This is a genomic window from Rossellomorea orangium, from assembly GCF_019334305.1.
Taxonomy (GTDB): Bacteria; Bacillota; Bacilli; order Bacillales; family Bacillaceae_B; genus Rossellomorea.
On the sequence record NZ_JAHWGH010000017.1, the window covers coordinates 206,776 to 232,908 of the forward strand.

Here is a 26,133-nt window from a genome sequence, read left to right on the forward strand (position 1 = left end):
CGGCCCTTTCAACAATTATTCTTCTAAACCAGAGATAAACTCGGATAGTTTCTTTAACTCTTCGTCTGTCCCTTTAAATAAACCAGCTGGCATGCCAGGCGGTTTACCGTTTTTAGCGATCTTCGCAATTTCTTCAGGTGCAAGACCCGTTCCGATTAAGGAAGGACCAGCCCCACCCTGCAGGTTTTCACCATGACAGTTGATACAACCGTTCTTCTGGTCAGCGAAGATTTTGTATCCTTCAGATTCTTTATCGATATCCACTTCAGCACGGATCTTCCCTTGTTCCTTCGCTGCTTCCCAGTCATGAGTCGCAACTGATTCCCAAGTCAGGAAGTATGTTGCCGCGAGTGCCAATAACATGAATCCTACCGCAAACGGACGCTTTGTTGGACGGCGTTCAGGTCCTTTGTCGATGAAAGGAGCAAGTAAAAGTGCTCCAAAGGCAATACCAGGAATAACGAACGCTCCGATAACATTATAAGGTCCAGATGCATATGTGTACTTAAGTAATTGGTATAAGAATAAGAAATACCAGTCAGGTAATGGAATATATCCAGTATCCGTCGGATCGGCAATACGCTCTAACGGCGATGGATGAGCAACCGTTAAACATAAGTAACCGATAAGGAAAACAGCACCTACCAGCCACTCTTTTAATAAGAAGTTTGGCCAGAAAGCTTCTGTTTTACCAGGGAACTCCGAATAGTCTTTCGGTATATTCGGCTTTCTGTCTGCAGGAACCCGGGAGTCCCCTACAAACTTCATCCCTTTTCCTCGATGCATAGTGTCCCCCTCCTTTTATTAGGTTAATAAATAACTTATAGTGGTCCAGAAATACCTTGCTTACGGATCATCAGGAAGTGAGCCCCCATCAATCCAAGTAAAGCAGCAGGCAAGAAGAATACGTGAATAGCGAAGAATCGAGTCAGAGTCTGTGCTCCAACGATATGAGCATCACCCGCTAATAACATTTTCACTTGATCTCCGATGAATGGAGTCGCTCCTGCAATTTCAAGACCTACTTTCGTCGCGAATAGCGCTTTCATATCCCACGGCAGTAAATAGCCGGTGAAGCCAAGCCCTAACATAACGAAGAAAATAAGAACCCCAACAACCCAGTTCAATTCACGAGGTTTTTTGTATGCACCTTGGAAGAAGACGCGTAGTGTATGTAAGAACATCATTACGATAACCAAACTAGCTCCCCAGTGATGCATCCCACGGACAATTTGTCCGAATGCCACTTCATTTTGTAAATAATACACAGATTCCCAAGCGTTTTTAATATCCGGGACGTAGTACATCGTTAAGAACATTCCGGATAGAATTTGGATTACGGTTACGAAGAAAGTCAAACCTCCGAAGCAGTAAACAAACGCAGAAAAATGATGCGCAGGGTTTACATGTTCAGGGACTTCATGATCCGCAATATCGCGCCACAAAGGCGTAATGTCCAAACGCTCGTCAACCCAATCATAGATCTTGTTCAGCACAGATTACGCCCCCTTACTTAACAAATTTATTTGGTTCTGGTTGTCCAAGATAAAGAATACCGTCTTTTTCTTTTGTTGGATATGAATCCAACGGTGCTGTCGGTGGTGTACCGGGTACATTCTCACCATTTTTGTGGTACATTCCACCATGACATGGGCAATAGAACATTTCTTTATGATCTGGATTCCCATTCCAGTTAACGGTACAACCGAGGTGCTTACAAACCGGTGAAAGAGCAATGATTTTGCCTTCTTTGTTTTTATAAACCCAAGCGGTTTGTGTCACTTCTGATGTGTACCACGCATCTTTTTGCTCGTAAGAGAAATCGACACGTACTGGTTCATTCGTTAATTCTGAAACCTTTTGCTTAGTCGCTCTAAAATCTCCCGCAGCTTCCGTTTTCAATACTGGATCCACTGCAAAGCGAACCATCGGCATTAACATTCCCGCCGCCATGAAACCGCCTACACCCGTAAGTGTATAGTTAAGGAATTGACGTCTAGATACACGATGTTTGCTCATCCTTTTCCCCCCTCTATCGTAAGGTAAGTCCGTCGGACATATTTCGCACAAATATAAAACTAGGACATAACTATGATATATTAAACTCTATACAAGGTCAATAACTCTCTAATCTAAAAGATGGAAACAATGTGAAGTTTTTATGAATTTTTTTGCCATTTTTGTACAATTACATTCAACAATTGTTTTACCTGATCTTCCATGATGGAATGCTTATACTGTTCATCCAGATTCTCAAGTGGGATGGATGGCACCCATATCAATCGGTCACCGAGTTGATCCTCGGCTTTTTTCCACCCGCTGTCTGAGGTTAGAAAGAAGATATGCTTCACTCCACTATCGCCTAATTCCTCTGCCCATTGGGATAACCTTGATATCTCGCTATCCGTTAAAGATGACATTCTGTACGTAAATGACGGCGTCATCATCATCCTTCCCTTAAACTGCCTTTCAAGGTGCAGGGTGAGTAGATTGATAAATTCCGATTGTGCTGCTGAGACCCTTATATCCTTCCCGAAATCAACGGGAACCACCGGAATGACAGCCGTATCTATGTATGCCTTTTCAGCTTCAAATACTTCAATATCTTTTACGTTCCAATTCATGAATAACCCTCACTTCTTTTCATTCTCACTCCCCATCATATCATTTTAGATCCTTTCTTTTAAAGCGATTTCACTTTTCACTTGTTCTGATGAATGATTGTACTGCTTACATTGAATATCTGGCCGGCAGAATTGGCACTCAGTCAAGTGCACGAAAAGAGCCTCGATACTAGTATGCTCCATTCTTAATCTTCCTATCTAAAAAGAACATAAAAAAATCGAATGAAGAGAGACACTTCCCTTCATTCGACTTTTTAGGTCAGGCTATTCAATTCTCTGGTCAATTTCTTGAAGGCGTTTTTGTCCCCACTGTCCAATGCCTGATCGATTGCTTTCAACAATCGATCTTTCCTGAATGTCTGCAAGCTGTCGTTCAGGAACTGTTCCGCTACCATTCTGTCTTTTTCATTGATCAACAGATACTTCGGCATAAACGGGTTCTCTTCCAGTACGGCTGCAAACTGGTAACTTGAATTTGCCTTACTGAAGTTCAACTGAATGTAAATATCTTCATCTTTATTCAAACGGATATCATGAAACGACTTTTCTGCATCGGTCGTCATGATGTTTTCTTTGTAGAAGCGGAATGGGACATCTTCTACACAATGGGTGGACATTACCAGTCCACGTGGGCAGTATTGGGATTCTTCGACAAAATGCACTTTTTTCATTAATTGGTCATGACTCATCAGATAATTTAAAATCCATACACATTCTCTTCGTTTCAATTGATAACGGTTTAAAAACCAGCGGATAAATTCTTTCTTCTCGTTGACAGAAACAGGGGTGGTCATGGTTTTCCCTCCTCTGCAGAATCCTTTTATAAGGTTCGTTTTCCTTTTTGACATAAAGTTTAATCCCGTTCACCGATCTTACACGTTCACTCCCGATAATCCCTTAACCAAACAGCCGTCGATCATTCTTGTAATCTGTCTATAAGGTCCTGCCATTCGTCATTTGAAGGATCCATTTTGATCAGGTGTTTATATACTTCTACTGCTTCACCCCTGAGTCCTTCTTCTACTAGAAATTGTCCGAACTCTAGTAAAAACTCTTGATGATTCTTAAAATAAGTATATGCAGTACGGTATTGTTTTAATGCATATTTATATTGTTCAAGCCCTTCATATGCCTTAGCAAGGTCCCAGTAAATCTGAGGCTCTTCTTCCCCTTCGACCGTCAGCATCTGCGCTATTTCCATGACATCCTCAAACCGGTCCTGTGTAAAGAATAATTTATTGATGAGAAGGGCTGCTTCCACATAGCCGGGATCCAGAGCCAACGCTTCCCGCAGGAACGCTTCAGCTTCTTTTTCAAATCCAAGCTTCAAGGAAATCCTTCCACCGAACAGGTTCAACTCTTTGTTGAACTCATCCTGCTTTATTCCCTCTTGTACGACTTCCAGGCTTTCTTGCAGCATTTCTTCACGTTCATATGATTTCGCTAATAACAGATATACTGAATGATATTCCGGATCCAGCTCCTTAACGGAAACAAATTTTTCAATGGCCTTTTCGTAGTACCCTGCTTGAAAGGCCGTAAAAGCATAACCGAACAATGTATTGATTTCCAGATGGTCATCAAGTGCTTTTTCGTAATGTGTTAAGGCTTCTTCAAAAGCCCCGCCCACACTATATGCTTCAGCCAATCTTTGATGAACATTCGTCCCCCCGAGCTCGGTCGTCCCCTTCTGGATAAGGGACTGATAATGTCTGATTGCTTCTAGGAATCTGCCTGTTTCAGCATATAATTCACCTAAACCGAAATCGATGACAGGCTCCTCGGGTAATAGCTTCTTGGCTTGGAGCAGCTTTTGTTCACTCACTTCAAACAACCCCTGCATCTGGTATAAGTCTGCCAAGAGAAGCAGCGCCCTTGGATAAACGGGATCTTCCTCATCCAATTCTGCAAGCGTCTCGATCGCTTCTTCTTCTTTGTCCATTTCCACCAGCAGTTCAGCCATTTCAACGAGAAGCTCTCCTTCACCGGGATAATACTGAAGCAGGTTCTCGTATAGTTCCTTAGCCTCTTCCAAAAATCCTAAATGGTGCAATTCTTCGGCCAGGCTGAATTTTTCTTCATGACTCCCGAACTTCAGCACCTGACTGTATTGTTTCTTTGCTTCTTCTAAATTCCCTTCTTCCAAAGAAGATAACATTTGTTCAGCGTATGACATGGTCAATCCCTTTCTATAGAAAAACTTGAGATCATTTATGTAAAATATCCAGGTGTTTGAATGATCAATTCTTCGCCAGCACCAGGATAAAAATGACCCCTGCTATTTACATATTGGTATTTCCCCTTATTCATAGTACATTTTAGCACAAGCTGATCATAATGAAATGATAATGGCTCAGTACCTGTATCTCCTGGTTTCATATAGAGGTTATAACTTATTTCTCCACCAACCAAAAAATTTCCTCTAAGGGGATATATACCAATTTTTTTCAATATATTTAATTCCAGCGGAACTTTTAGAGGAATTTCATGAGGAATATGCGGAATCCCCTCGTTTTCCATCGATTGCTGCCATATTTTAAGATGCTTCATTTTGGTTTTAATGTCTATGTTTGTCGTAAAAAAAGGGACAAAAGTAATAGGGTAATCATATAGTAAGCCTTTGATCCACCCCCAGGGAATGTCTTTAAACTTCCCTGCATCATCCATTTCGATCCAGATGACAGGAACTCTATGACGTTTGCATGATCGGATAATATTAGGGGTAATCAGATTATCGGATATTCTTAAACCGATTGTGTAATCAAGGGGGCAGTTTATCATGGTGGCTTTCCTATTCTTTAATTCTTTCAAAAATTCATACTCATACTTTATTGAGAAAGCCGTTAAAACCGTGGTACATCCTGTATTAATCAATTCGTTCAGATAATAGTTCTTGATCGATGCAAAATCGTCGCTTCCTCCAGGGACTTCTAAATCACAGAAGACATGTCCGGGTGTCATCAGGAATGGCGAAATATCCATTTTCATATATCGATAATAACGGAAACTATCCCTGATCGATGAAACTCTTCCGTCTTCAATCAAGAAAGAGGTCTGAGTAAGTTTTGTATCCTTAAGCCAATTCGCATTTTCAATGATATATGTGCTCAATCCGTCATCACCCTCCTATATAGACAAGCTATGATGGGTTGGATGATTTCATGCGAGCATTACATAAAAAGAAAGAGGTGGATGGCACATCTGTCCAACCACCTCTAAATAGAAAACGAAAGGATTATTTCCTCAACAATTGATTGATATGCTCAAAAAAGTTTGGATACGATATCTTCACTGCCTCCGCATCTTCCAGTAACACGTCTGAGTCTGTAAGGAGGGAAGCCACGGCCAGAGTCATCCCGATCCGGTGATCTCCCCATGAATGGACTTCTCCTCCATGCAATGGGGTCTTACCCTCAATGATCATCCCGTCATCCGTTCCTTGTATACTTGCCCCAAGCTTTCCGAGTTCTTTCACAACAGCATCAATTCTGTTGGTTTCCTTCACTTTTAATTCTTCTGCGTCCTTTATGACGGTCTTTCCTTTTGCTTGTGTGGCCAAAAGGGCGATGATAGGAATTTCATCGATCAATGACGGTATCAAGTCCCCTCCAATCTCAATTCCCGAAAGATCCGAATATTGAACAAGAATATCCCCTACCGGCTCCCCTTCCTTGGAGTGCTCCTCGATTTCAATGGATGCTCCCATTTTTTTCATGACTTCCACAATCCCAATCCGCGTTTCGTTAAGTCCGACATTCTTAAGTCTTACGCTGCTATCAGGGACAATGGCCGCGGCCACCATAAAAAAGGCTGCGGAGGAAATATCTCCGGGGACACTGATTTTCGTCCCCTTTAATACTTGCCCTCCCTCGACTTTAATCGTATCTCCGTGTTTCTCGATCTTCCCCCCAAATTCAATAATCATGTTTTCAGTATGATTACGTGTCTGCTCCGGCTCGATTATTTCTGTCACACCTTCTGCCTGCAGGCCAGCAAGTATGAGAGCTGATTTTACCTGTGCGCTGGCAACGGGCAATGCGTAATGAATCCCTTTCAAATTCCCTCCCCTGATGGACAATGGAGTGAAGTTGGCTTCAGAACGGCCGTCAATTTGTGTTCCAAATAGCTTTAATGGCTCTGTGACCCTCTTCATTGGCCGTTTGGCAATCGAGGAATCACCTATCAGGACGGAGTGAAATGGCCTTCCTGCAAGAATCCCCATAATGAGACGGGTGGTCGTTCCCGAATTACCCGCATCCAGAATTTCTAGAGGCTCTTCGAGGTGGTCCCAGCCCTTACCATGGACGATTACCGCTTCTTCCATGATCTCAATTTCAACACCTAATTTACGAAAGCAGGAAATGGTACTTAAACAATCCTCTCCCATCAGAAAGTTATGTATGACCGTTTTCCCTTCTGCCACTGATCCAAACATGATGGATCGGTGGGAAATTGATTTGTCTCCCGGTACTTGAATCTCACCTATTAACCCACATTTTGGATTGGACAATTTTTTCATCGTTACCATCCTCTTCACCCTCTATCCTAAGAATAATTCATAGTTTGTCTGCTTTTTCAAACAGTGTAATGCCCGCTCCCTATCTGCCGATGTTTGAAAGCTGATCACCAAAACTCCATATATATCTTCTCTCGTTTCCATGATTCTGATATTCGTTAAACTTATTTTTTCCTGTGCCAGATATCCAGTCACTTCTGAAATTACCCCTGGATAATCAGGGACATCCACGAATAAATCGTAGAACGATGGAATGGCTCCTTTTTCCAAAATGGGGAGGTCATCCCGGAAGCTCTTTGCATCATTAAAGTAGTCATATATTCTTTGTGGGTCATTCGTTTCCACTATAGACGCAACTTTCTCCATCTCAAGCTTCCAATCTGCAAGGAGGGAAAGTAAGACCTCTCTGTTTTGCATGGTGATATCTTTCCACATTGTTGGGTTGGATGATGCAATCCGCGTAATATCACGAAAGCCTCCTGCTGCAAGCCTCCTCAAATAAGGATGAGAAGCGGAAGAAACCTTCGCCCGATGAACGAGGGAAGCCGCAATGATATGTGGAAAGTGACTGATTATGCCCGTCAATTCATCATGTTCATCTGGCTCTACAATCAAAAATTTAGCATGCGTACCTTTCAGCCATTCTTGAAGCTCGCTCACGTTATTCTCGTTTGAACCTGAACCGGGAGTGAGCATATAGAAGGCATTTTCGAATAAAATTTCTTTCGCAGCTGCCACCCCACTCTTATGTGAACCTGCCATCGGGTGTCCTCCGATAAATTGAATTCCCTTTCTGGTCAGCAATACCGATTTTTTCATGATCGGTTCCTTTGTACTGCCTGTATCTGTAATCAATACGTTTTCTTTCAAAGAAAACGTTCCAAATTGCTCAATGATTGTTTCTGTCTGGAATACAGGGGTAGAGAGAATAATGAGATCCGCTTGCTCGGCAGCATGCTGTAAGGATAGAGCCATTTCATCGATGATTCCTAAAGATCTACCCAACCTTACTTCTTTGTCATTTACATCATGACCAATAATCTTGGCATCTGGATGTTCTTTTTTTATACAGAGGGCAAGAGAGCCCCCAATCAACCCCATGCCTATAATCAGCACTGTTCCATTCATCGTTGTCCCTCCATTATTCTATTAAAAAAGCCGGGATGGGGCTCATCCCCACCCGACCTTTTATCATACACGCTTCTGAAGGGTAAGAAATTCCTTCATTTTATCTATGACTTCTTCATTTTGTTCATTGGATCCGACCGTCACCCTTACAGAATGAGGGAATCCCAGGGCTTCTCCTGACCGTACGATGTATCCCTTGCTCATCAAGTATTGAAACACTTCGTCCCCACTCACTCCGAAGTCAATCAATACGAAGTTTGCCTGTGATGGTACATAGTGAAGCCCCTCTTCCTCACAGAATCGGTAATATTGCTCCAGTCCTTTTCGGTTGTGATCCCTGCATTCATCAATAAACACCTGATCCTCGATGGCCGCTGAAGCCGCTCCTTGTGCCAATGTATTATTGTTGAAAGGTTCTCGGATCGGCTCGAGTTTCCCTATAACCTCTTCACTCCCGATACCGAATCCCACTCTGAATCCAGCTAATCCATATGCTTTCGAAAAAGTTCGTGTGATCAATAATTGAGGATAGGAGTTCAATAAATCCAATGAATCATGATAATCCTCCGCCACCACGTACTCATAATAAGCCTCATCCAAAACGACGAGGACATGTGGAGGGACAGCATCCAAAAAGGAAATGAGTTCCCCGTTACGAATATATTCACCCGTTGGATTATTTGGAGAGCATAACCAGACGACAGCAGTGGTGTCATCAATCTCTTCAAGCATCTTTTCTAATTGATGCCTGCCAAAAGGATCCAGTGGAACCTCTCGGATTTCTGCTCCTTCTACAATGGCATTGTGCTTATATTGAGGAAATGTAGGGGTTGCCATCACAGTGCTTTTCCCTACGCCCAACAATGCCCTAGAAATGATTTCTATGACTTCATCGGATCCGTTCCCAAACAGCAACTGACCAGGTTCTACAGATAAGTGTCCTGCCACTTTAAGACGTAGTTCTTTTGCATAGCCGTCAGGATAGATAGCATGAGAAAGTGCATTCGTCTTCAGGAACGTTTCAACGTTCTTTGAGCAGCCAAATGGATTTTCATTCGAAGCAAGCTTCACGACTCTCTCAAGGTTGAATAACTCTTTCACATCATCCATCGTTTTTCCTGGCTGGTAGGCTTTTAAATTTTGAATCTGGGATTTCCACTTCATGTTTAACTTCCTTTCAGTCGTTTTCATTATGACGGCTAATCCTTTTTCAAGTCAGGACGGAGACTGACTGCATTTTTCATATAAATATGTTGGACATCACGTTGAGGTGTCGAGGTATTATAATGAATCATCACCCTTATGCATAAAGGCAGTCCGTGGGGTACGTCCAACTCTTGCATGCACATGACAGGGACATATTTCCAATCCTCAAACCCTCTTAATGCTTTAGCCGGAAATACGCTTGTCATGTCATTTGTTGCAGAAATAAAAACAGACGCGACTCCATCTGGCTTTATATCATTATGTAAAATCATTTCCTTTAAGAGACTTTCCGTTGAAAGGAGAATTTCCTTTTCTTCATCATAATCCGCTGTCGTTGCCCCTCGAATTCCCCTGATCATTCTTCCACTCTCCCTTTTCTCTCTATTTTCAATCCATTTCGGGTGGATTTACAACCGTCGAATGAAATCATCCGAAAGCCTTAATTCCTCTTCCTCGATATCTGCCATCAAAGGCTCACCTATATTCTTCAATAGTACGAAAAAAGGTTTGCCGTTAAGGGATTTTTTATCACGCTTCATCCCTTCGAATAATGTGTCAAAGCTCATGCTTGATGGAATCGTTAAATTGTAACCAAGTGACTTGACCCAGTGGATGAAGGAATCCAAATCAAACGCTAGACCAGCGTGCCTTTTACTTAGATGTAAAGCGAAAATCATCCCGATCATGACCGATTCACCATGGGTCCGATTTCCATATCCGCTTGCACTTTCCACCGCATGACCATACGTATGGCCGAAATTCAGGAAAGCACGGATATTGGACTCCCTTTCATCCTTGGATACAATCTTACCCTTGACCTCAATGCCCCTCACCAGGCAATCTGTCAGGAATTCCTCATTGAGATCCTCAGCAGATTTGAAGTAATACATGATCTCGTTTAAAAACCGTAGGTCCGATAAAAAAGCATGCTTGATCACTTCGGCAAAACCGGACAACACTTCGGTTTTCGGTAAACTGGAGAAATATCTTAAATCAAAGAATACACCTTCCGGCTGATAAAAATGCCCTACCATATTCTTTCCGAGGGGATGATTAATGGCCACTTTCCCTCCGACTGCACTGTCATGGGCGAGAATCGTAGTAGGTACGCCGATGAAAGGAATCCCCCTCATATAAGAAGATGCGACGAAGCCTGCAAGATCCCCTATGGCACCACCACCGAAAGCTACAACGAGAGACTTACGATCCACTTGATGCTTGAGACCATGGGTAATCGCCTCTTCATATGTATGAAAGCTTTTTGCCCTTTCCCCTTTTGGCGCCAGGTAAGTGGTTACGTCGAAGGACCGTTCCAACACCTCTTTGAAGGAACTTCCGTGAAGCTTGTATACCTCTTCATCGGCAATGATCCAGATCTTCGATACGTCAGGAAAGGACTCCTTAATAAACGAAACCATTTCATCCGTCATCCCCACTCCAATCTTCACTTCATATGTTTTAGAAGCAGTTTGAATGGTTACCTGTTTCATCTTATTAGTACTCCTTTGACTCTTGACGTTGTCTTGAAATATCTTGACGAAGCCTCTCAAACTGATCACTGTTGAATTGTTCCACAAGTGCAGAAGCAAGTTCCCAAGCGACAACAGCTTCCGCTACCACACTTGCCGCCGGTACAGCGCAGCTGTCCGATCTCTCAATGCTTGCCTTGAATGGTTCTTTCGTTTCGATATCCACACTTTGTAACGGCTTGTACAATGTAGGGATCGGCTTCATGACTCCTTTGACAGAGATCGGCATACCCGTTGTCATTCCGCCTTCAAACCCGCCTAACCGATTCGTTTTTCGGAAGTAACCTTCATCTTCACTCCATGATATTTCATCGTGGACTTCACTTCCGGGTTTTCTGGCCATTTCAAACCCTAACCCGAATTCGACTCCTTTAAAAGCATTGATGCTCATGATAGCCATGGCGATTTTCGCATCGAGCTTACGGTCGTAGTGAACATAGCTGCCTACTCCGGCCGGCATCCCTTCTACGATTACTTCGACAACTCCCCCAATGGAATCTCCATTTTTCTTCGCTTCATCGATCAGGTTCATCATTTTCTTGGCTGCCTCTTCATCCAGGCAGCGGACAGGAGATCCTTCAGTGATTTCCTTTAATTCATTAACAGAATCATAATTCAGATTCTCAGCTTTGATTCCCCCGATTTCCAGAACATGACCGACAACTTCAATATCCAATAGTTTCAATAATTTCTTGGCAACAGCCCCTGCAGCCACTCTTACAGTCGTCTCCCTTGCAGAAGAGCGTTCAAGAACATTTCTCAAGTCTCTATGTCCGTATTTCATACCGCCGACGAGATCCGCGTGTCCCGGTCTTGGTCTTGAGATCTTTCTTTTCACCTCTTCTTCTCCACCTTCTTCAAGAGGTTCGATCCCCATCACCTTCGTCCAATGAGTCCAGTCTTTATTCTCTACAACCAGACCTAAAGGCGATCCAAGTGTATACCCGTGCCTCACCCCGCCAACGATGGATGCTTGATCCTTTTCAATCTGCATTCTACGTCCACGACCATAGCCCTTTTGCCTCCTGGCCAGGTTTTCATTTATGTCTTCTGCTTCCAGTGGCATTCCAGCTGGAAGCCCTTCAATGATCGTTGTTAACTGTGGTCCATGTGATTCTCCGGATGTTAAGTATCTCATTTACTTTCCCCCTTCAACTCGCTAAAGAATTATGTACCAATATAACATAGATTTTATATTCATTCCTAGTCCTTATGTTTAAAAAATTTTCTAATATTCTATTTTCCTAAAAGAAACTCTTTTCTAACTTATACAAGCGAGCGATGGTTGAATTCTGCTCCAGGTGCTCCAATCAACTGGATATGCATTACATTTTATCAGAATTAAATTATAGTTCCTTTTAGAGAAAAAGAAAGATAAAAAAAACGATGCAAATTCTGCAATGTAATTGAATTCTCTTCTTTATGCTGTCAAAGGTGAAAGAAGTTATTCAAGATATGCAGATTGACATCGTCAAGGTTTAAATTTTTTTGTAGAAGAATGTATCTTCGGTTTCAAAGCCGTATTGTGATGGGTTGAAGATTTGTTCTGTACTCCCGACAAAGAGGACACCACCAGGTTTTAGTGCGGCATTGAATTTTTTATAGAGGAGGTTTTTAGCATCTTCTGTGAAATATATCAGCACATTTCTGCATACGATCAAGTCGTATTTCCCTTCGAATGGATCAGAGAGAAGATTTTGCTGCTTAAAGGTTACAGTTCTCTTCACCTCCTCCTTCAGTTTAAACAGCGGTCCTTCTTGGGTAAAATAGTTTTTTTTCATTTCTAGCGGAATCTCAGATAGTGATCTTTCCGGGTATACCCCATTCTTGGCCCGTTGAAGGGCATTTTTGTCTATATCTGTCGCGGTGATGGATCCGTTGGAAAGCGGGATATACTTTGACAGTATCATGGAAAGCGTGTAGGGTTCTTCACCGGTCGAACATGCAGCGCTCCACACTTTAAATGATGTATTCCCTTTCAAAAGCCTTGGCAGGATTTTATTCTCCAATACTTCCCAACGCTTATAGTTACGATAAAACTCTGAAACATTAATGGTCATACGATCCAAAAATTCTTCCATTTGTTCGCTATCCCTATTCAATGCACTAAAGAATTCCTGAAAACTTCCATATCCCTTTTTTTCAAAAAGGGCGGTTAATCTTCTCTTCATCTGAGCTTCTTTATAAAGGGATAGATCGATTCCCGTCTTTCGCTTGATTCCTTGAATAAATTCACTATAATCATTTGACATAAGGATCCACACTCTCTCTGCTATGTATAAGGGTTTAAAGCTATTATAGTATGTATATCGAACATTTTAAGGAAAAGTTAAACCCGGATCCATAGAAAAAAGCAAGCCGATATTAGTCGACTTGCTTCTAAAATGGCAGGGTAAAAATATTAGTATACCCACTCATTCATTAACTTTGAATACTCCACTAGCTCTTCTTCTTTGAAGAACAAGCCAATTTCCCTTACAGCGCTTTCAGCAGAGTCAGATCCGTGGATAATATTCTTACCAACCGTAAGACCGAAATCACCGCGGATTGTACCAAGTGCAGCATCCTTAGGATTCGTTGCCCCCATCATTCCACGAGCGGTCGTGATGACGTTTTCACCTTGCCAAACCATTGCAAATACAGGGCCGGATGTAATGAAGTCAACCAATTCCCCAAAGAATGGTCTTTCTTTGTGTTCGCCATAATGCTCTTCAGCAAGCTCGTTTGAAATGCTCATAAGCTTAGCGCCGACTAATTGAAAGCCCTTTTTTTCAAAACGTGATACGATATCACCGATTAACCCTCTTTGTACGCCGTCTGGCTTTACCATTAAAAATGTCTTTTCCATCTTCCCCACTCCTAAATATGTATGTATGGAATCCATAAGGACATCCCACGAAAATAGTAACACTGATTGGGGTTTTTGGCAACGTTTCCATTTTAAATTTTCTTAATATTTTCTCTTGCCAATAAAGTTTGCGATATTTTTAAGGGTCTTCTTTACCCGGTTATAGGGAAGATGATCAAGATCTTTCAAGGCTCGATCCAGATACATCCTGCTGAGATCATGGGATCGCTCAATAGCATCGGTGGCGAGGATGGAAGAAATGATCTCTTTCATCTCTTCTGGCGTAGTGTATTCAGTTACTTTTTCGATCTTGGTTTTCACTTCCGGGATTTCCATGGCATATAGGATGGGGAGTGTAATATTCCCCTGCCATAAGTCACTCCCTGCAGGTTTCCCCAATTCTTCCTCACTCGCGGTGAGATCTAATATATCATCGGTGATTTGAAAGCTCATTCCCACATTGTAACCAAAGCGGTACAGACGTCGGTGGATTTCCTCGGGTGCACCGGACGAAATGGCACCAAGCTGGCAACTTACAGCAATAAGCAAAGCGGTCTTCCTTTTGATCCGCAGAAGATAATTTCTCAGATTCTGATCAAATCGGTATTTATCTTCAATTTGTGCGATTTCTCCCTTACATAATTCCACCAGTGTGTGTGATAGGATTTGATGTGCTTCAGGGACTTTTATATGGGTCATATATTCAAGGGCCCTTGCAAAGATATAATCGCCTGTATACATTGCAATGCGATTATCCCATTGGGCTTTAATCGTGGGTTTTCCCCTTCTCAGTTCTGCATCATCAATGACATCGTCATGCACGAGGGAAGCCATATGCATCAGTTCTAATGCTACCGCCACATTCTTCACGATATTAATGTCGTATTGTCCAAATTTTGCAGACAGCAAGACAAACACCGGCCGGATCCTCTTCCCACCTGCTTGAAGCAGGTGAAGGGACGCCTCTTGCAGAAGCTCTGATTCTGACTCAATCGCCACTTCCAGTTCCTTTTCTATTTCATCTATATCCGTTTTCAGAAACGAATACATCCTGTTTAGCTTCATAGTTTATCCACCTAATTTACGAATTTCTTACTTTATGCCGGAATGCATAGCGGCAACCCCGCCACTATATGGCTTCACATGTATATCCTTAAAGCCCGCTTTTCTGAACATTTCAGCAAGCTCCTTCATACCCGGGAAGTCCCTTGCAGATTCCTGCAGCCAAGAATATTCGTTAAAGCTCTTGGCAAAGATCTTTCCGAACAGGGGCATTACGAAACGGAAATATGCATAATACATCTGTTTGAATCCAAACATGGTCGGTTGAGAAGTTTCAAGACAAACCGCCATTCCACCTGGCTTCAAGACCCTGTTCATTTCCTTGAGAACGTGGAGATAGTCAGGCACATTTCGCAAACCGAAACCTATGGTTACATAATCGAACGTGTTATCGTCGAAAGGCAACTCCATTGCGTTCCCATGAATCAGTTCGATATTGTTCGTATGTTTAATTTTTTCTTGGCCGATTGAAAGCATATTCTGACTGAAATCAAGACCTACCACTTGGCCAGAATCACCGACTTCTTTACCTATCGCCAATGTCCAGTCCGCGGTTCCACAGCAAACGTCAAGAGCTTTGGAACCAGGCTTCACATTCATATGCTTCATGGTATCTTTTCTCCACTTCTTATGCTGTTGGAAACTGATTACCGAATTCATCTTATCATAGTTGGAATAAATTTTTTCAAATACTCCATGGACTTTTTGTTCTTTCGACTGCTGCATGTCGTTTTACCCTTCTTCCGCGTATAGTTTGGTCATAGGTTCAGGTTCCACATAAGGTAACAGCTCTACAATAAGCTTCTTAAAATAGGGCGCGACCGGCTCGATGGTCTCTAACTGTGATTGCACACTTCTCTTCGTCCGTTCAATGAGTTCATCGATTTGAGTGAGTAAATGTCCAGTCTCATCCTTTGTTACATGTAGGGCCGATTCCTTTTGATCTGCGTGATTAGACAATGCGGAAAATGCGTTGATGAAGCTCGTATTCTCTGAATGCCTGAGACTGACTTTCTCCTGTACAAGCTTTTTGTAGAGAAGTGCATCTTCTGCAATCTCAATCCATTGATCATCTTCAAAGAAACGAAAGAAGTTGGAAATGATCGCCGATTCTCTTGTCTTCAGTTTCTTTAAGAGTTCATCGAGGTTCTTATGTTCATCCTTATATATGGAAATTTTACTCTCATTTATTTCTTTAATCGCTTTCGCTAAATTCGAGATGAGTTCAACATCATCCGTTTCGGCAAGGATTTTATAATAAAGGCTGCTGAAGTAAACACCTGCAAGTACCGTCAGCTGCCTTTCCTTCAACGGATCACGCTCAGATATTGTAACCTTTTCATGGGTATCAAGGGCTATCTGCAATAACATGGCAGTCGAAATCCACTGTACAACTTCTTTACTGATCGCACGTCCTTCGCTAACGAAAGGCAGGAGCAGAAAATAGATCCTGTCCCGGTCAATATACGGTTGATCGATGTATTCTTTCAGATAAGAGTGATGCAACTGCTCTTCTATGTATTGATGAATGATATTCGCTTGATGGTTACAATCAATGAATTTCATACCCTTTAATCCCCATTTCTACTATGTATCAGTCTAAAAATTTCAGCAATAGATATTATACCATAAAATCTTTAACAATAGGGAGTTCAAGTATCCCCGTTAAGCTGATTATAACAAAGGGGACGACCACAAAGCCGAAACTTCTTAGTACGTCCCACCATATTTCTTCTCTATCAGCCAATAGCAGAATAGATGATTATTTCTTATTATCACTTTCAACTTCGCCGTAACTGGTGACGATGGTTGCTTTCCCTCTTACTTTAATCGCAGATGTGTGATCTGTGAATTGGGCAATCATGACTTCACCTTTATCCAACTTCTCTGAATGATGGAACCGGGTGTCGGTTCCCCTTGTAAGCCCGATTACATTTACACCATCTTCAATCGCTTTAATGACAATATAATCATTTGAATTCATCAGTCGTCACTCCTAATTCTTTATAAACGAAAGAACTTCGCTACGTGCTTGAGCGTCTTCTTTGAACGTACCTCTTACCGCTGTCGTCACTGTGCTTGAGCCCGGCTTCTTCACACCTCTCATCGTCATACACATATGCTCCGCTTCAACGACCACCATGGCACCGTGAGGCAGGAGGGTTTCCATGATGGTATCCGCCACCGTGGACGTGATTCTTTCTTGAAGCTGAGGGCGTTTAGCTACGGACTCAACCGCTCTCGCAAGTTTACTTAATCCGGCCACGCGGCCATCTCTTGGAATATAAGCCACATGTGCTTTCCCGTAAAAAGGTACGAGATGATGCTCACACATTGAGTAAAATGGAATATCCTTCACAAGCACAAGTTCTTCGTGTTCTTCGCTGAATATGGTTTCAAAGTATTCTTTCGGGTCATGATCAATCCCTGAGAAAACTTCTGCGTACATTTTCGCCACGCGCTTAGGCGTATCTAATAAACCTTCTCTATTAGGATTCTCTCCAATAGCTTCTAAAATTAATCGAACTGCTTCTTCTATTTGGCCATGATTGACTTGTGCCATAACGTTGTCCTCCTAAAATAACTTAAAGAAATAGTAACATTGTTAATATTAGCACAAGCCTATAATGTCATCAAAGACTAGTGCTTTAGAAGTTTTATCATAATATAAAACGATTGATAAAAGAAGAAAACTTCATACATAATTTTCAGAAGGACATTTCATACTATAAATGAGAAAACAAAAAAGGCCGCATAATTATGCGACCTTTTCGTTACGCTCAAAGTATGTAATTATTTTACAGCTTCTTTAAGCGCTTTACCTGGTTTGAAAGCAGGTACTTTGCTAGCTGAGATTTCGATCTCTTCACCTGTTTGTGGGTTGCGACCTTTACGGGCTGCACGCTCACGTACTTCGAAGTTACCGAATCCGATTAATTGTACTTTATCACCGTTTGCAAGTGAATTTTGAATTGTATCGAAAACAGCGTCAACCGCTTTAGTAGCGTCCTTCTTAGATAGCTCAGCAGCTTCTGCAACAGCATTGATTAGTTCTGTCTTATTCATGCCATTCACCTCCTCCCAAGGAAATGTCTCAGTCATGATTCATTTACTTTAATATCATTAGTAAACAACTTTAGCGAATTCTATACATAAAGTATAGAAAAAACGCTTGAAAACGTTGCTGAATCAAGATTCAACAACAATTCTGTTAAAAGATTATCACAATAGATTAACCTTAGCAAGAACAAATCAAGAAATAATGGGAATCTTTTCTTATTTGAAACATAAATGTAATAGAATCACCCGTCAGCCCTTTATCCTTGCACTCTATTCAACCTATCACTTCTTTCGATTGACTGCAACTGATACCCTCTCTTCTTCATGTACTCTATCTAACTTCCCAACCTTGGAATCCGTTAAACATCGATACCGATATTTCCATCAGAAACGCATAGGGGTAAGACTAGATTTTCTTATGATGATTCCCCATCAAACCTATATGTATCAAGGGATCCACGTTTCATCAAGAGTAACGGATCCTGATTCGTCCCGAAATTGAATTAATAAATATACAACATGATTCCGAACATTCCACACCGATATGCCTTGCAAACTTTATCCAAATCTAAATACAAAAAAGGATCCCAAAGGAGCAACCATAAAAAAAGACCTTCCTAAGAAGGTCAAGATATTTTATAATATGATGGCGATTAATCCACCTGATCCTTCGTTAATGATTCTTTCTAGCGTATCTTTGAGTTTATATCTTGCATTCTCAGGCATCAGGGATAATTTCGCCTGTATTCCTTCTCTTACGATGGAACTCAAACTTCTTCCGAAGATGTCGGAATTCCAAATGGATAGTGGATCATCTTCGAAATCCTGCATCAGGTAGCGCACCAGTTCTTCGCTTTGTTTTTCTGTCCCGATGATTGGTTCGAACTTTGACTGAACATCCACTTTAATCATGTGTATCGATGGAGCAACGGCTTTCAAGCTGACCCCGAATCTGGCACCTTGCCTGATGATTTCCGGTTCATCGAGGCTCATGTCATTCAATGAAGGAGCTGCTATACCGTATCCTGTCTGCTTAACCATTCTTAACGCGTCGGAGATTTGATCATACTCCGCTTTCGCATGGGCGAAATCCTGCATTAATTCCAGGAGATGATCTTTCCCTCGAATTTCAACCCCTACAATTTCCTTCAGGACTTCATCATACAGTTCATCAGGAGCGTACAAGTCAATTTCAGCAATCCCCTGACCCATATCGATACCGGCAAGTCCCGCCCGCTCGATATGATCGAATTCACTGAAGTAATGGACAACACGGTCCACATCACGGAGACGCTTAATATCCTTGACTGTTTCTTTCACGGCTTCCTGATAGTTCTGTCTTAACCAATGCTCTTCTTTCAGTACCATTACCCAGCTTGGAAGGTTGACATTCACCTCAAGAACCGGGAATTCAAATAGCGCTTCTCTCAGGACATTCAGTACATCCGAGTCCCTCATACTTTCTACACTCATGGCAAGGACCGGTATGTCATATTTATCTTGAAGTTTCACTCTGAGATCTTCTGTTTCAGGAGCATGAGGTCTTGCTGAGTTGATGACCATGATAAAAGGTTTACCTACTTCTTTCAGTTCCTCTATGACCCTTTCTTCTGCCTCAATGTAGTCTCCCCTGCCAATTTCTCCGATGGAGCCGTCCGTTGTCACAACCACACCGATCGTGGAGTGTTCCTGGATGACTTTCCGCGTGCCGATCTCAGCTGCTTCATGGAATGGAATAGGCTCTTCGTACCATGGTGTATTAATCATCCTAGGTCCATTCTCATCCTCATATCCCTTGGCACCAGGGACCGTATATCCTACACAATCTACCAATCTAATATTCACTTCGAGGCCTTCATCGACGTGAACAGAGATGGCTTGATTCGGAACAAATTTAGGTTCAGTCGTCATGATGGTCCTGCCTGCTGCACTTTGAGGCAACTCATCCTGCGCTCTTGCACGCTCTGATTCACTTGCGATGTTAGGAAGGACCACAAGTTCCATGAACTTCTTGATGAATGTTGATTTTCCTGTTCTTACTGCTCCTACAACACCTAAATAGATATCTCCGCCTGTTCTTTCGGCAATGTCTTTAAATAGATCGACTCTTTCCAAGAGATTCCCTCCCATCTTATATTCCAGGGATGTTTCATCCGTGTATTCTGTGTCTCACATTCTATAGTTATGATGTTGTCCCAATGACTTATGACTATTAATATGCTTTTTTTCCCCCCTTATGATAAAAAGTAAAAAATTTATTATGTCTTAAGCATTTATGATCATTTGTTTTGATGAAAAAACCCTATAAAGGATGACATAAAAATAATAACCCTTCCCTTACAATATATTTTGCAAGAAAAGGGTTATGCCTATTTTGTCATAAAGACAGGTTCGTTATTTTCATTGACCGTGTAAGGTAATGAGTACGCAGGTACAAAAAAGGAGCCTTCCACTAGTAAATTTCTGATATCGTCCCCATTTTTGAATGGATGATCATTGTTTTTGAGTTTTGCAAATAAGTCTATGGAGTAATCCACAAAAATGTCTCCATCCCCATTAATGACAAGGGGAAGATTTTTATTTGAAAAGGGGCTGTTTACGTACACTTCACCATCATATCCAAGCTCCTTATAATTCAATGTATAGACATTGTTTGCTACTTCCTCCTTGAATGGAGGATAATCTTGAGCCTGAATCCTGATTTTCAATTCCCTGATTTGTTCTGCCATTCGAAGATCGAAAATCTTAACCTTCGGATCTTCTTCCACATCTACGAGGACATATTGAAATATCCCGCCGTTTTCAAACGCATTCCCGGGGATTTCAGGTAAGTACTGTGGTGATAATTTCCTGAAATCAATCGGATATTTCTGATAAATCGGAGTCTCCTGATCCCTGGTCTTGATCGGAAGCAAGCCGCCTTGATCTTTCTGATAGGTGTCTACTGCATCTTGTACAGCCTTTACCTGGGTTTCATAAGGAATCTGATTCTGACTCAACTCTTCGTCCGGATACAAACAACCGGAAAGCATACTCATCGTTAAAATGAGAAGAATTGCTGTTATACTTATGCGCTTCAATCTAAAACGTCCTTTCAATCGGGCGGATCCTAATTGGTGGGTCCGCTGAATACTATATAAACCATCATGAGGCCACCAGCGATCATCAATATGTATGCCATGAAAGCTGTAATAAAACGCAGGAATTTCTGCTTGATCTTATACCTGCTGAAATAGATCGTTAATATGGCAAAAAACATGAACCCCATCGATGCAAATGAAATCCACATCTTCATCATTGAATCCAAAGTACATCCCTCCTGTTATCGAATGTATTATATCATAAGATTTTTACTAAAGAATAGAAAAGAATGGTTGTTCATGAATCTGCTACAAACCTTATGGTTCAACACTATATAAAAAAAACTCCTTGAGTGTTTAAACAGGATCGTCAAAACACTCAAGGAGCTCTTAATAAGGGAGACCTACCCATCCATAGGCAAAGCTAAAGCTGTAGCTGTATATATTCAAGACAGTGTATGCAACAGCAACAGCGTTCGCATCCTCGAATGCCCATAATCCGAGGATTTATTCTACTTTTATCATAAATCCCCTGTGGATGTCTTCCCTTTCATTTCAAAATCAGTTCAATCGCTCACCAAGAATATTCACCAGATCTTCCATTTCATTGGTTTTCACCCGGCCCATTAAATGGTCAACCGCTTCTTTAGCCTCCACTTTATTGAAAAGGACATCATATAGTGCATCTGTAATCGGCATTTTCACTTCGAACTTCTTTGCCAGCTGATGTGCCGCTTTCGTCGTCCGCACACCTTCTACGACCATGCCCATGTTGTCCAGAACCTCATCAAGGTTATGTCCCTTCCCGAGCATATTCCCGGCTCTCCAGTTTCTTGAGTGGACACTTGTACACGTAACGATAAGATCGCCGATACCGGTCAGACCCGAGAATGTTAATGGATTGGCCCCCATTTTCGTTCCGAGACGCGCAATTTCTGCAAGTCCGCGAGTGATCAAAGCGGCTTTCGCATTATCTCCATACCCCAGGCCGTCAGTGATACCTGCAGCGAGGGCGATGATGTTCTTCAACGCTCCACCAATTTCGACTCCTAGAATATCAGGATTCGTATACACACGGAAATTCATGTTCATGAACAGGTCCTGAACTTCCTCAGCAGCCTTCATATCCTTTGAAGACACAGTCACAGTAGTAGGATGCCTTAAGCTCACTTCTTCTGCATGACTCGGCCCTGACAATACCACTACAGTATGTAAATTCTCAGGCGCCATCTCATCCTCGATCAATTCCGAAATCCTGAGGAGGGAATCGGGTTCGATCCCCTTACTCACATGAACAACGGTCAAGGGTGCCCGCTGCACCTCCTGGATTTGTCCCAGGACTCCGCGGATAGCTTTCGTAGGGACAGCCAGAATGATCGTATCAACGCCATCCAAAGACTCACCAAGGTCGTGATACCCTATAATGGCTTCCGGGAGCTCGATCTCTTTCAAATACTTTTGATTGGTATGCTTAGAATTGATTTCATCGATTTGTTCTTTCTTGTGGCCCCAAAGCCTGACTTCCACTCCATTATCAGCAAGCACCATCGCAAGAGCCGTACCCCAGCTGCCTGCTCCAACTACCGTTACGTTTTTTGAACTTTCCATTTTTTACACCCACCTTATTATTTTCTAGCACGGGCAATAATACGAATAGGAGTTCCTTCAAATCCAAATGCATCGCGAATTCTATTTTCCAAGAATCGTTCGTAAGAGAAGTGCATCAATTCAGGATCATTTACAAACACGACGAATGTAGGAGGCTTTACAGCTACTTGTGTCGCATAATAAATTCTGAGTCTCTTACCATTATCCGTCGGTGTCGGATTCATTGCAACCGCATCCATGACCACTTCGTTCAACACGCTTGATTGAACACGCATGGCGTGATTTTCACTTGCCGTATTAATGATCGGCAGCAGTGTATGGATACGCTTCTTTGTTTTTGCAGAAAGAAATACGATAGGAGCATAGTCAAGGAATTGAAAATGTTCACGGATATTCTTTTCCCATTTGTTCATGGTTTTCTCGTCTTTATCCACGGCATCCCACTTATTCACGACAATCACCACAGCGCGGCCGGCATCGTGGGCATATCCTGCAATCTTCTTATCCTGCTCAATGATGCCCTCTTCACCGTCAATGACGGAAAGGACGACATCTGAACGCTCAATGGCTCTGAGGGCTCTCAACACACTATATTTTTCAGTGGTTTCATACACTTTCCCTTTTTTCCTCATACCTGCCGTGTCAATGATGACATAATCCTGTCCATCATACGTATAGGTAGAATCAATCGCATCCCTTGTGGTTCCCGCAACATTACTTACAATGACACGGTCTTCCCCCAATAAGGCGTTGACTAATGAAGATTTCCCTACATTCGGACGGCCGATCAAAGAAAATTTAATCACATCTTCCGCATAGTCCTCTTCTTCTTCATGCTTGAAGTTCTTAACAACTTCGTCTAGAAGATCTCCCAATCCAAGTCCATGTGAACCTGAAATTGGATATGGCTCTCCAAATCCCAGCGAATAAAAATCATAAATCATTTCTCTCATTTCCGGGTTATCGATTTTATTTATCCCCAGAACGACCGGTTTTTTGGATCGATAAAGGATCTTGGCTACAATTTCATCCGCTGCCGTTACACCTTCACGACCATTTGTTAAAAATACGATGACGTCTGCTTCATCTATCGCAATTTCAGCCTGCTGTCTGATTTGATCCAGGAAAGGTTCATTCCCCAGTTCAATCCCGCCTGTATCGATGATATTAAATTCATGCGTAAGCCACTCTGCAGAACTATATATACGGTCTCTTGTTACACCAGGTACGTCTTCAACTATTGATATTCTTTCTCCAACAATTCTATTAAAGATCGTGGACTTCCCAACGTTCGGACGCCCTACGATTGCTACTACTGGTTTTGTCACGTTATTCACCCTTTCTGTAAGAAGTTGTCCTCTCTTACATTTCCTCTTTTTAAGCCTTTTCAGGTCCAGCATTGACTATGCATAAGAAGGACTGGCCCTTAAGGTATTGTTTCCTTATGGGACAGTCCCCTAACTTTACTATTTTATCAGTAAAAGAATAAACTGGCAATCAATGTTTTACAATGATGAAAAGTCCCTGATCAATTTCATGTGCAATACCATCGAGAATGGCTTCTAAGTTTGCACAGATCTTTTGTAATTCCTCGTCTGTCTTGCAATAAAAGACACTTGTTCCACTTGGCACTTTTTCAGGTGTGGTCGTCACGGTTGCCAGTATGAACTTCTGTAAGGTCGTACTCATTTTAACTGACTCCCCTCTTGATTCGCTTTCGACTCAGACGGCATCCTGATGGCATTCTCAAGGGTCGGAACCTGACCGAGAATGGCAATCGCTTTTTCTACGTCCTTTCTCTGTGGCAGGACAAATACACCGACACGTCCATCATCTAAATCTCTCTTGGCAAGAGGTGTTAATGCAGGAGTTCCCGAGTCTTTGAAGATCCCGAGGGAGGTGGACATATCATGGAGAATGGCCTGCCGTTGACCCAGGTTCGCAAGCGTCGATCTTGCATCGAACGATTTGGGTGAAAGGATAAATCCCATTCCATATCGTAAGATCTCCTCCTGCCTGACTTTAAGACCAATATTCATGATATAAATATTATCGACATATAGGCCCGCCCCATCAAAATGAGGCTTCACATATTCAATGTCAACAATGTCTTTCAACCGTCCGCCTGCCATCAATTTATGAGCAAGCACCATACAAATGGCACTGATTATTAAGGCTGCATAAATGTTAAAAACGATATACGCGATCGTTGCCAGAAGAGAGGTGAAAATCACTAAGTAATTTCTACTTTCAAACGCGATGGCAATTCCCTCGATGTAGGTGGCACCTCTTGGGACAAGCTCATAAGCATCCAGTTCCGTCAACGTGTTCCTTTCCATATTTCTTACATCGCGAAATTGAGAGGCTGCAACGGTAAGGAACGTAATCGCAGTGAAATTCTCTTCCAATAAAGCTGGAATTGCGATGGTGCCGAGGCCAGCTGCAATGAACCCAAGGGCTATATGTATAATCTTTCCGTGCAAATACGTTGGATATTGGCGATAGTCCGTACGGAGCATATAAATTCTCGTCAAGGTCCCTACAACGACACCAAAGATCACCGGATACACATAGACATTCATAGATTCTTCATTTCCCCCTTATTTGTTTGAGTCTTGATGTGAACGAATTGATTGAACTCTCCAATTGCCTTCAATGAAAGCATCAGTCCTATGGATAAGGCAAGTATATCCAGGTAAGGATGACCACCTATCGAATATGAAAATCCAACATTGTATAACGGGATTCCAAGAAAGAATTCACCAATCACACTGCTTCCCCCTATTGCGATGAACCTAAGGAAGTAAAGGGAAGAATGACTGTAAAAAAGAATACTTACCAACACAAATGTTAAGGAAATAAGATATTCCCCATCCATAAACATGAGGACAGGGTCATAAATAGAAAGTAAGCCAATGCCCGCATATAGCATTCCCATCGTCACGACCGCGACCAGCATGTATAGCTTCTGTTTCAAGCTTAAATTTCTTATGTAAAGGATACAAATGAGTGCAAGTGCAATAATAGGAAGAGTGACTTCGATAGGTCCAATCTTCATTCCAAATGGAAAAACACAGATAAGCAATAAACATATAAATGAAAACCGAAAACGATCAGGATGAGACTTCCTTAGCAAAAACGTAGTATAAATCCACATCCCCCAAAGTAACCACAAATACAAAACCCCATCCATAAACGTTCTCCCCCTCCTATTATCTACATTATGGAAAATCTTTATGTATCTCATTCATGCATGAATAAACTTTTCAAAGAAAAAATAAAAAGGGAGGTGTTTTCAATTGGGTAAAGATCGTCAAGAAAAGAAACTGAAACAAAGCAAACGAGTCGAATCAGACCGAGATCAAGGCTTACATTACAACGGAGCAACGAGCCTGGAAGGACCGGAAGAGTCTAAAAAAAGACAGAGGTAACACTAAAGGCGGAGGCGGCTTGGGCAGAGGCGACAAGCATA

Annotated in this window: 31 protein-coding genes; 1 reads left to right on the plus strand and 30 read right to left on the minus strand. The window is 42.0% G+C overall.

The features are described 5' to 3' along the window. Nucleotides 1-15 precede the first annotated feature (15 nt). The 30 genes from KYJ26_RS15755 to KYJ26_RS24445 all read right to left on the minus strand — a co-directional run bounded on the left by KYJ26_RS15755 (nucleotide 16) and on the right by KYJ26_RS24445 (nucleotide 25,908). Nucleotides 16-786 carry a menaquinol-cytochrome c reductase cytochrome b/c subunit gene (locus KYJ26_RS15755; RefSeq protein ID WP_219168331.1) on the minus strand — a complete coding sequence of 257 codons (771 nt, stop codon included), beginning with the start codon at nucleotides 784-786 and terminating at the stop codon, nucleotides 16-18. A gap of 35 nt (nucleotides 787-821) precedes the next feature. After that, nucleotides 822-1,496: a menaquinol-cytochrome c reductase cytochrome b subunit gene (qcrB, locus tag KYJ26_RS15760; RefSeq protein WP_032087896.1), complete on the minus strand. Its 675-nt coding sequence runs from the start codon at nucleotides 1,494-1,496 to the stop codon at nucleotides 822-824. 13 nt (nucleotides 1,497-1,509) lie between these two features. Continuing rightward, nucleotides 1,510-2,019 (minus strand): QcrA and Rieske domain-containing protein, encoded by a 510-nt coding sequence (locus KYJ26_RS15765; protein WP_098350206.1) that lies wholly within the window; start codon nucleotides 2,017-2,019, stop codon nucleotides 1,510-1,512. Nucleotides 2,020-2,159: 140 nt separating this feature from the next. Then, a complete protein-coding gene (locus KYJ26_RS15770; RefSeq protein ID WP_219168332.1) occupies nucleotides 2,160-2,624 on the minus strand; it encodes a YpiF family protein in 465 nt (154 codons plus the stop codon). Nucleotides 2,625-2,669: 45 nt separating this feature from the next. Then, entirely contained in the window at nucleotides 2,670-2,807 is a 138-nt protein-coding gene (locus KYJ26_RS15775; protein ID WP_219168333.1) for a hypothetical protein, read from the minus strand. 71 nt (nucleotides 2,808-2,878) lie between these two features. After that, nucleotides 2,879-3,418, minus strand: a complete 540-nt coding sequence (locus KYJ26_RS15780) for a ReoY family proteolytic degradation factor (protein WP_219168334.1) — start codon at nucleotides 3,416-3,418, stop codon at nucleotides 2,879-2,881. 122 nt (nucleotides 3,419-3,540) lie between these two features. Then, nucleotides 3,541-4,800 carry a tetratricopeptide repeat protein gene (locus tag KYJ26_RS15785; RefSeq protein WP_219168335.1) on the minus strand — a complete coding sequence of 420 codons (1,260 nt, stop codon included), beginning with the start codon at nucleotides 4,798-4,800 and terminating at the stop codon, nucleotides 3,541-3,543. Nucleotides 4,801-4,835: 35 nt separating this feature from the next. After that, the gene (locus KYJ26_RS15790) at nucleotides 4,836-5,435 is read right to left on the minus strand and encodes a hypothetical protein (protein ID WP_219168336.1); all 600 of its coding nucleotides are present in this window, start codon (nucleotides 5,433-5,435) and stop codon (nucleotides 4,836-4,838) included. 424 nt (nucleotides 5,436-5,859) lie between these two features. Next, the gene (gene aroA / locus KYJ26_RS15795) at nucleotides 5,860-7,152 is read right to left on the minus strand and encodes a 3-phosphoshikimate 1-carboxyvinyltransferase (RefSeq protein WP_219168337.1); all 1,293 of its coding nucleotides are present in this window, start codon (nucleotides 7,150-7,152) and stop codon (nucleotides 5,860-5,862) included. Nucleotides 7,153-7,164: 12 nt separating this feature from the next. Next, entirely contained in the window at nucleotides 7,165-8,268 is a 1,104-nt protein-coding gene (locus KYJ26_RS15800; protein ID WP_219168338.1) for a prephenate dehydrogenase, read from the minus strand. A gap of 63 nt (nucleotides 8,269-8,331) precedes the next feature. Further along, nucleotides 8,332-9,432 carry a histidinol-phosphate transaminase gene (gene hisC, locus KYJ26_RS15805; RefSeq protein ID WP_219168339.1) on the minus strand — a complete coding sequence of 367 codons (1,101 nt, stop codon included), beginning with the start codon at nucleotides 9,430-9,432 and terminating at the stop codon, nucleotides 8,332-8,334. A gap of 35 nt (nucleotides 9,433-9,467) precedes the next feature. After that, nucleotides 9,468-9,833 carry a chorismate mutase gene (gene aroH / locus KYJ26_RS15810; protein ID WP_219168340.1) on the minus strand — a complete coding sequence of 122 codons (366 nt, stop codon included), beginning with the start codon at nucleotides 9,831-9,833 and terminating at the stop codon, nucleotides 9,468-9,470. A 48-nt stretch (nucleotides 9,834-9,881) separates the two neighbouring features. Beyond that, nucleotides 9,882-10,964, minus strand: a complete 1,083-nt coding sequence (gene aroB, locus KYJ26_RS15815; RefSeq protein ID WP_219168341.1) for a 3-dehydroquinate synthase — start codon at nucleotides 10,962-10,964, stop codon at nucleotides 9,882-9,884. Nucleotides 10,965-10,968: 4 nt separating this feature from the next. After that, entirely contained in the window at nucleotides 10,969-12,141 is a 1,173-nt protein-coding gene (gene aroC / locus KYJ26_RS15820; RefSeq protein WP_219168342.1) for a chorismate synthase, read from the minus strand. 340 nt (nucleotides 12,142-12,481) lie between these two features. After that, nucleotides 12,482-13,255: a CheR family methyltransferase gene (locus KYJ26_RS15825; protein ID WP_219168343.1), complete on the minus strand. Its 774-nt coding sequence runs from the start codon at nucleotides 13,253-13,255 to the stop codon at nucleotides 12,482-12,484. Nucleotides 13,256-13,404: 149 nt separating this feature from the next. Next, entirely contained in the window at nucleotides 13,405-13,851 is a 447-nt protein-coding gene (gene ndk, locus KYJ26_RS15830; protein WP_034758349.1) for a nucleoside-diphosphate kinase, read from the minus strand. Nucleotides 13,852-13,953: 102 nt separating this feature from the next. Next, nucleotides 13,954-14,916 (minus strand): heptaprenyl diphosphate synthase component II, encoded by a 963-nt coding sequence (gene hepT / locus KYJ26_RS15835; RefSeq protein ID WP_219168344.1) that lies wholly within the window; start codon nucleotides 14,914-14,916, stop codon nucleotides 13,954-13,956. Nucleotides 14,917-14,943: 27 nt separating this feature from the next. Further along, complete coding sequence (locus KYJ26_RS15840; protein ID WP_219168345.1) at nucleotides 14,944-15,639, minus strand: demethylmenaquinone methyltransferase; 696 nt, start codon at nucleotides 15,637-15,639, stop codon at nucleotides 14,944-14,946. A gap of 6 nt (nucleotides 15,640-15,645) precedes the next feature. Further along, nucleotides 15,646-16,479 carry a heptaprenyl diphosphate synthase component 1 gene (locus KYJ26_RS15845; RefSeq protein WP_219168346.1) on the minus strand — a complete coding sequence of 278 codons (834 nt, stop codon included), beginning with the start codon at nucleotides 16,477-16,479 and terminating at the stop codon, nucleotides 15,646-15,648. Between the two features lie 196 nt (nucleotides 16,480-16,675). Continuing rightward, the gene (mtrB, locus tag KYJ26_RS15850; protein ID WP_034758340.1) at nucleotides 16,676-16,897 is read right to left on the minus strand and encodes a trp RNA-binding attenuation protein MtrB; all 222 of its coding nucleotides are present in this window, start codon (nucleotides 16,895-16,897) and stop codon (nucleotides 16,676-16,678) included. 12 nt (nucleotides 16,898-16,909) lie between these two features. Continuing rightward, on the minus strand, nucleotides 16,910-17,476 hold the full coding sequence (gene folE, locus KYJ26_RS15855) for a GTP cyclohydrolase I FolE (protein WP_219168347.1): 567 nt from the start codon (nucleotides 17,474-17,476) through the stop codon (nucleotides 16,910-16,912). A gap of 230 nt (nucleotides 17,477-17,706) precedes the next feature. After that, nucleotides 17,707-17,979 (minus strand): HU family DNA-binding protein, encoded by a 273-nt coding sequence (locus KYJ26_RS15860; RefSeq protein WP_034758336.1) that lies wholly within the window; start codon nucleotides 17,977-17,979, stop codon nucleotides 17,707-17,709. 630 nt (nucleotides 17,980-18,609) lie between these two features. Next, nucleotides 18,610-20,088 carry a stage IV sporulation protein A gene (gene spoIVA / locus KYJ26_RS15865; RefSeq protein ID WP_034758333.1) on the minus strand — a complete coding sequence of 493 codons (1,479 nt, stop codon included), beginning with the start codon at nucleotides 20,086-20,088 and terminating at the stop codon, nucleotides 18,610-18,612. Between the two features lie 254 nt (nucleotides 20,089-20,342). Beyond that, nucleotides 20,343-21,053 carry a hypothetical protein gene (locus KYJ26_RS15870; protein ID WP_257475078.1) on the minus strand — a complete coding sequence of 237 codons (711 nt, stop codon included), beginning with the start codon at nucleotides 21,051-21,053 and terminating at the stop codon, nucleotides 20,343-20,345. 29 nt (nucleotides 21,054-21,082) lie between these two features. Next, nucleotides 21,083-21,271, minus strand: coding sequence for a DUF2768 domain-containing protein (locus KYJ26_RS15875; protein WP_219168616.1), 189 nt, complete (start codon nucleotides 21,269-21,271; stop codon nucleotides 21,083-21,085). Between the two features lie 343 nt (nucleotides 21,272-21,614). Next, the gene (locus KYJ26_RS15880; protein WP_219168348.1) at nucleotides 21,615-22,661 is read right to left on the minus strand and encodes an NAD(P)H-dependent glycerol-3-phosphate dehydrogenase; all 1,047 of its coding nucleotides are present in this window, start codon (nucleotides 22,659-22,661) and stop codon (nucleotides 21,615-21,617) included. Nucleotides 22,662-22,678: 17 nt separating this feature from the next. Further along, a complete protein-coding gene (gene der, locus KYJ26_RS15885) occupies nucleotides 22,679-23,989 on the minus strand; it encodes a ribosome biogenesis GTPase Der (RefSeq protein WP_219168349.1) in 1,311 nt (436 codons plus the stop codon). A 169-nt stretch (nucleotides 23,990-24,158) separates the two neighbouring features. Beyond that, nucleotides 24,159-24,350 (minus strand): capping complex subunit for YIEGIA, encoded by a 192-nt coding sequence (locus KYJ26_RS15890; protein ID WP_219168350.1) that lies wholly within the window; start codon nucleotides 24,348-24,350, stop codon nucleotides 24,159-24,161. Next, nucleotides 24,347-25,243, minus strand: a complete 897-nt coding sequence (locus tag KYJ26_RS15895; RefSeq protein ID WP_219168351.1) for a YIEGIA family protein — start codon at nucleotides 25,241-25,243, stop codon at nucleotides 24,347-24,349. The genes KYJ26_RS15890 and KYJ26_RS15895 overlap by 4 nt, the downstream gene beginning before the upstream one ends. Beyond that, nucleotides 25,240-25,908: a YphA family membrane protein gene (locus KYJ26_RS24445; protein ID WP_472690938.1), complete on the minus strand. Its 669-nt coding sequence runs from the start codon at nucleotides 25,906-25,908 to the stop codon at nucleotides 25,240-25,242. Before KYJ26_RS24445 ends, KYJ26_RS15895 begins: the two co-directional genes overlap by 4 nt. Before the next feature lie 52 nt (nucleotides 25,909-25,960). Between KYJ26_RS24445 and KYJ26_RS15905 the strand changes: the two genes are divergently transcribed. Continuing rightward, nucleotides 25,961-26,092 carry a YpzI family protein gene (locus KYJ26_RS15905; RefSeq protein WP_219168353.1) on the plus strand — a complete coding sequence of 44 codons (132 nt, stop codon included), beginning with the start codon at nucleotides 25,961-25,963 and terminating at the stop codon, nucleotides 26,090-26,092. Nucleotides 26,093-26,133: the final 41 nt, after the last annotated feature.

Excerpts from the sequence above, each read along its gene's own strand:
- KYJ26_RS15755 (WP_219168331.1), bottom strand. The coding sequence starts at position 786 with ATGCATCGAGGAAAAGGGATGAAGTTTGTAGGGGACTCCCGGGTTCCT.
- KYJ26_RS15765 (WP_098350206.1), bottom strand. The coding sequence starts at position 2,019 with ATGAGCAAACATCGTGTATCTAGACGTCAATTCCTTAACTATACACTT.
- KYJ26_RS15770 (WP_219168332.1), bottom strand. The coding sequence starts at position 2,624 with ATGAATTGGAACGTAAAAGATATTGAAGTATTTGAAGCTGAAAAGGCA.
- KYJ26_RS15775 (WP_219168333.1), bottom strand. The coding sequence starts at position 2,807 with ATGGAGCATACTAGTATCGAGGCTCTTTTCGTGCACTTGACTGAGTGC.
- KYJ26_RS15780 (WP_219168334.1), bottom strand. The coding sequence starts at position 3,418 with ATGACCACCCCTGTTTCTGTCAACGAGAAGAAAGAATTTATCCGCTGG.
- KYJ26_RS15785 (WP_219168335.1), bottom strand. The coding sequence starts at position 4,800 with ATGTCATACGCTGAACAAATGTTATCTTCTTTGGAAGAAGGGAATTTA.
- aroA (WP_219168337.1), bottom strand. The coding sequence starts at position 7,152 with ATGGTAACGATGAAAAAATTGTCCAATCCAAAATGTGGGTTAATAGGT.
- KYJ26_RS15800 (WP_219168338.1), bottom strand. The coding sequence starts at position 8,268 with ATGAATGGAACAGTGCTGATTATAGGCATGGGGTTGATTGGGGGCTCT.
- hisC (WP_219168339.1), bottom strand. The coding sequence starts at position 9,432 with ATGAAGTGGAAATCCCAGATTCAAAATTTAAAAGCCTACCAGCCAGGA.
- aroH (WP_219168340.1), bottom strand. The coding sequence starts at position 9,833 with ATGATCAGGGGAATTCGAGGGGCAACGACAGCGGATTATGATGAAGAA.
- aroB (WP_219168341.1), bottom strand. The coding sequence starts at position 10,964 with ATGAAACAGGTAACCATTCAAACTGCTTCTAAAACATATGAAGTGAAG.
- aroC (WP_219168342.1), bottom strand. The coding sequence starts at position 12,141 with ATGAGATACTTAACATCCGGAGAATCACATGGACCACAGTTAACAACG.
- KYJ26_RS15825 (WP_219168343.1), bottom strand. The coding sequence starts at position 13,255 with ATGTCAAATGATTATAGTGAATTTATTCAAGGAATCAAGCGAAAGACG.
- ndk (WP_034758349.1), bottom strand. The coding sequence starts at position 13,851 with ATGGAAAAGACATTTTTAATGGTAAAGCCAGACGGCGTACAAAGAGGG.
- hepT (WP_219168344.1), bottom strand. The coding sequence starts at position 14,916 with ATGAAGCTAAACAGGATGTATTCGTTTCTGAAAACGGATATAGATGAA.
- KYJ26_RS15840 (WP_219168345.1), bottom strand. The coding sequence starts at position 15,639 with ATGCAGCAGTCGAAAGAACAAAAAGTCCATGGAGTATTTGAAAAAATT.
- KYJ26_RS15845 (WP_219168346.1), bottom strand. The coding sequence starts at position 16,479 with ATGAAATTCATTGATTGTAACCATCAAGCGAATATCATTCATCAATAC.
- mtrB (WP_034758340.1), bottom strand. The coding sequence starts at position 16,897 with ATGAATTCAAATGATTATATTGTCATTAAAGCGATTGAAGATGGTGTA.
- folE (WP_219168347.1), bottom strand. The coding sequence starts at position 17,476 with ATGGCACAAGTCAATCATGGCCAAATAGAAGAAGCAGTTCGATTAATT.
- KYJ26_RS15860 (WP_034758336.1), bottom strand. The coding sequence starts at position 17,979 with ATGAATAAGACAGAACTAATCAATGCTGTTGCAGAAGCTGCTGAGCTA.
- KYJ26_RS15875 (WP_219168616.1), bottom strand. The coding sequence starts at position 21,271 with ATGATGAAGATGTGGATTTCATTTGCATCGATGGGGTTCATGTTTTTT.
- KYJ26_RS15880 (WP_219168348.1), bottom strand. The coding sequence starts at position 22,661 with ATGGAAAGTTCAAAAAACGTAACGGTAGTTGGAGCAGGCAGCTGGGGT.
- KYJ26_RS15890 (WP_219168350.1), bottom strand. The coding sequence starts at position 24,350 with ATGAGTACGACCTTACAGAAGTTCATACTGGCAACCGTGACGACCACA.
- KYJ26_RS15895 (WP_219168351.1), bottom strand. The coding sequence starts at position 25,243 with ATGAATGTCTATGTGTATCCGGTGATCTTTGGTGTCGTTGTAGGGACC.
- KYJ26_RS24445 (WP_472690938.1), bottom strand. The coding sequence starts at position 25,908 with ATGAGATACATAAAGATTTTCCATAATGTAGATAATAGGAGGGGGAGA.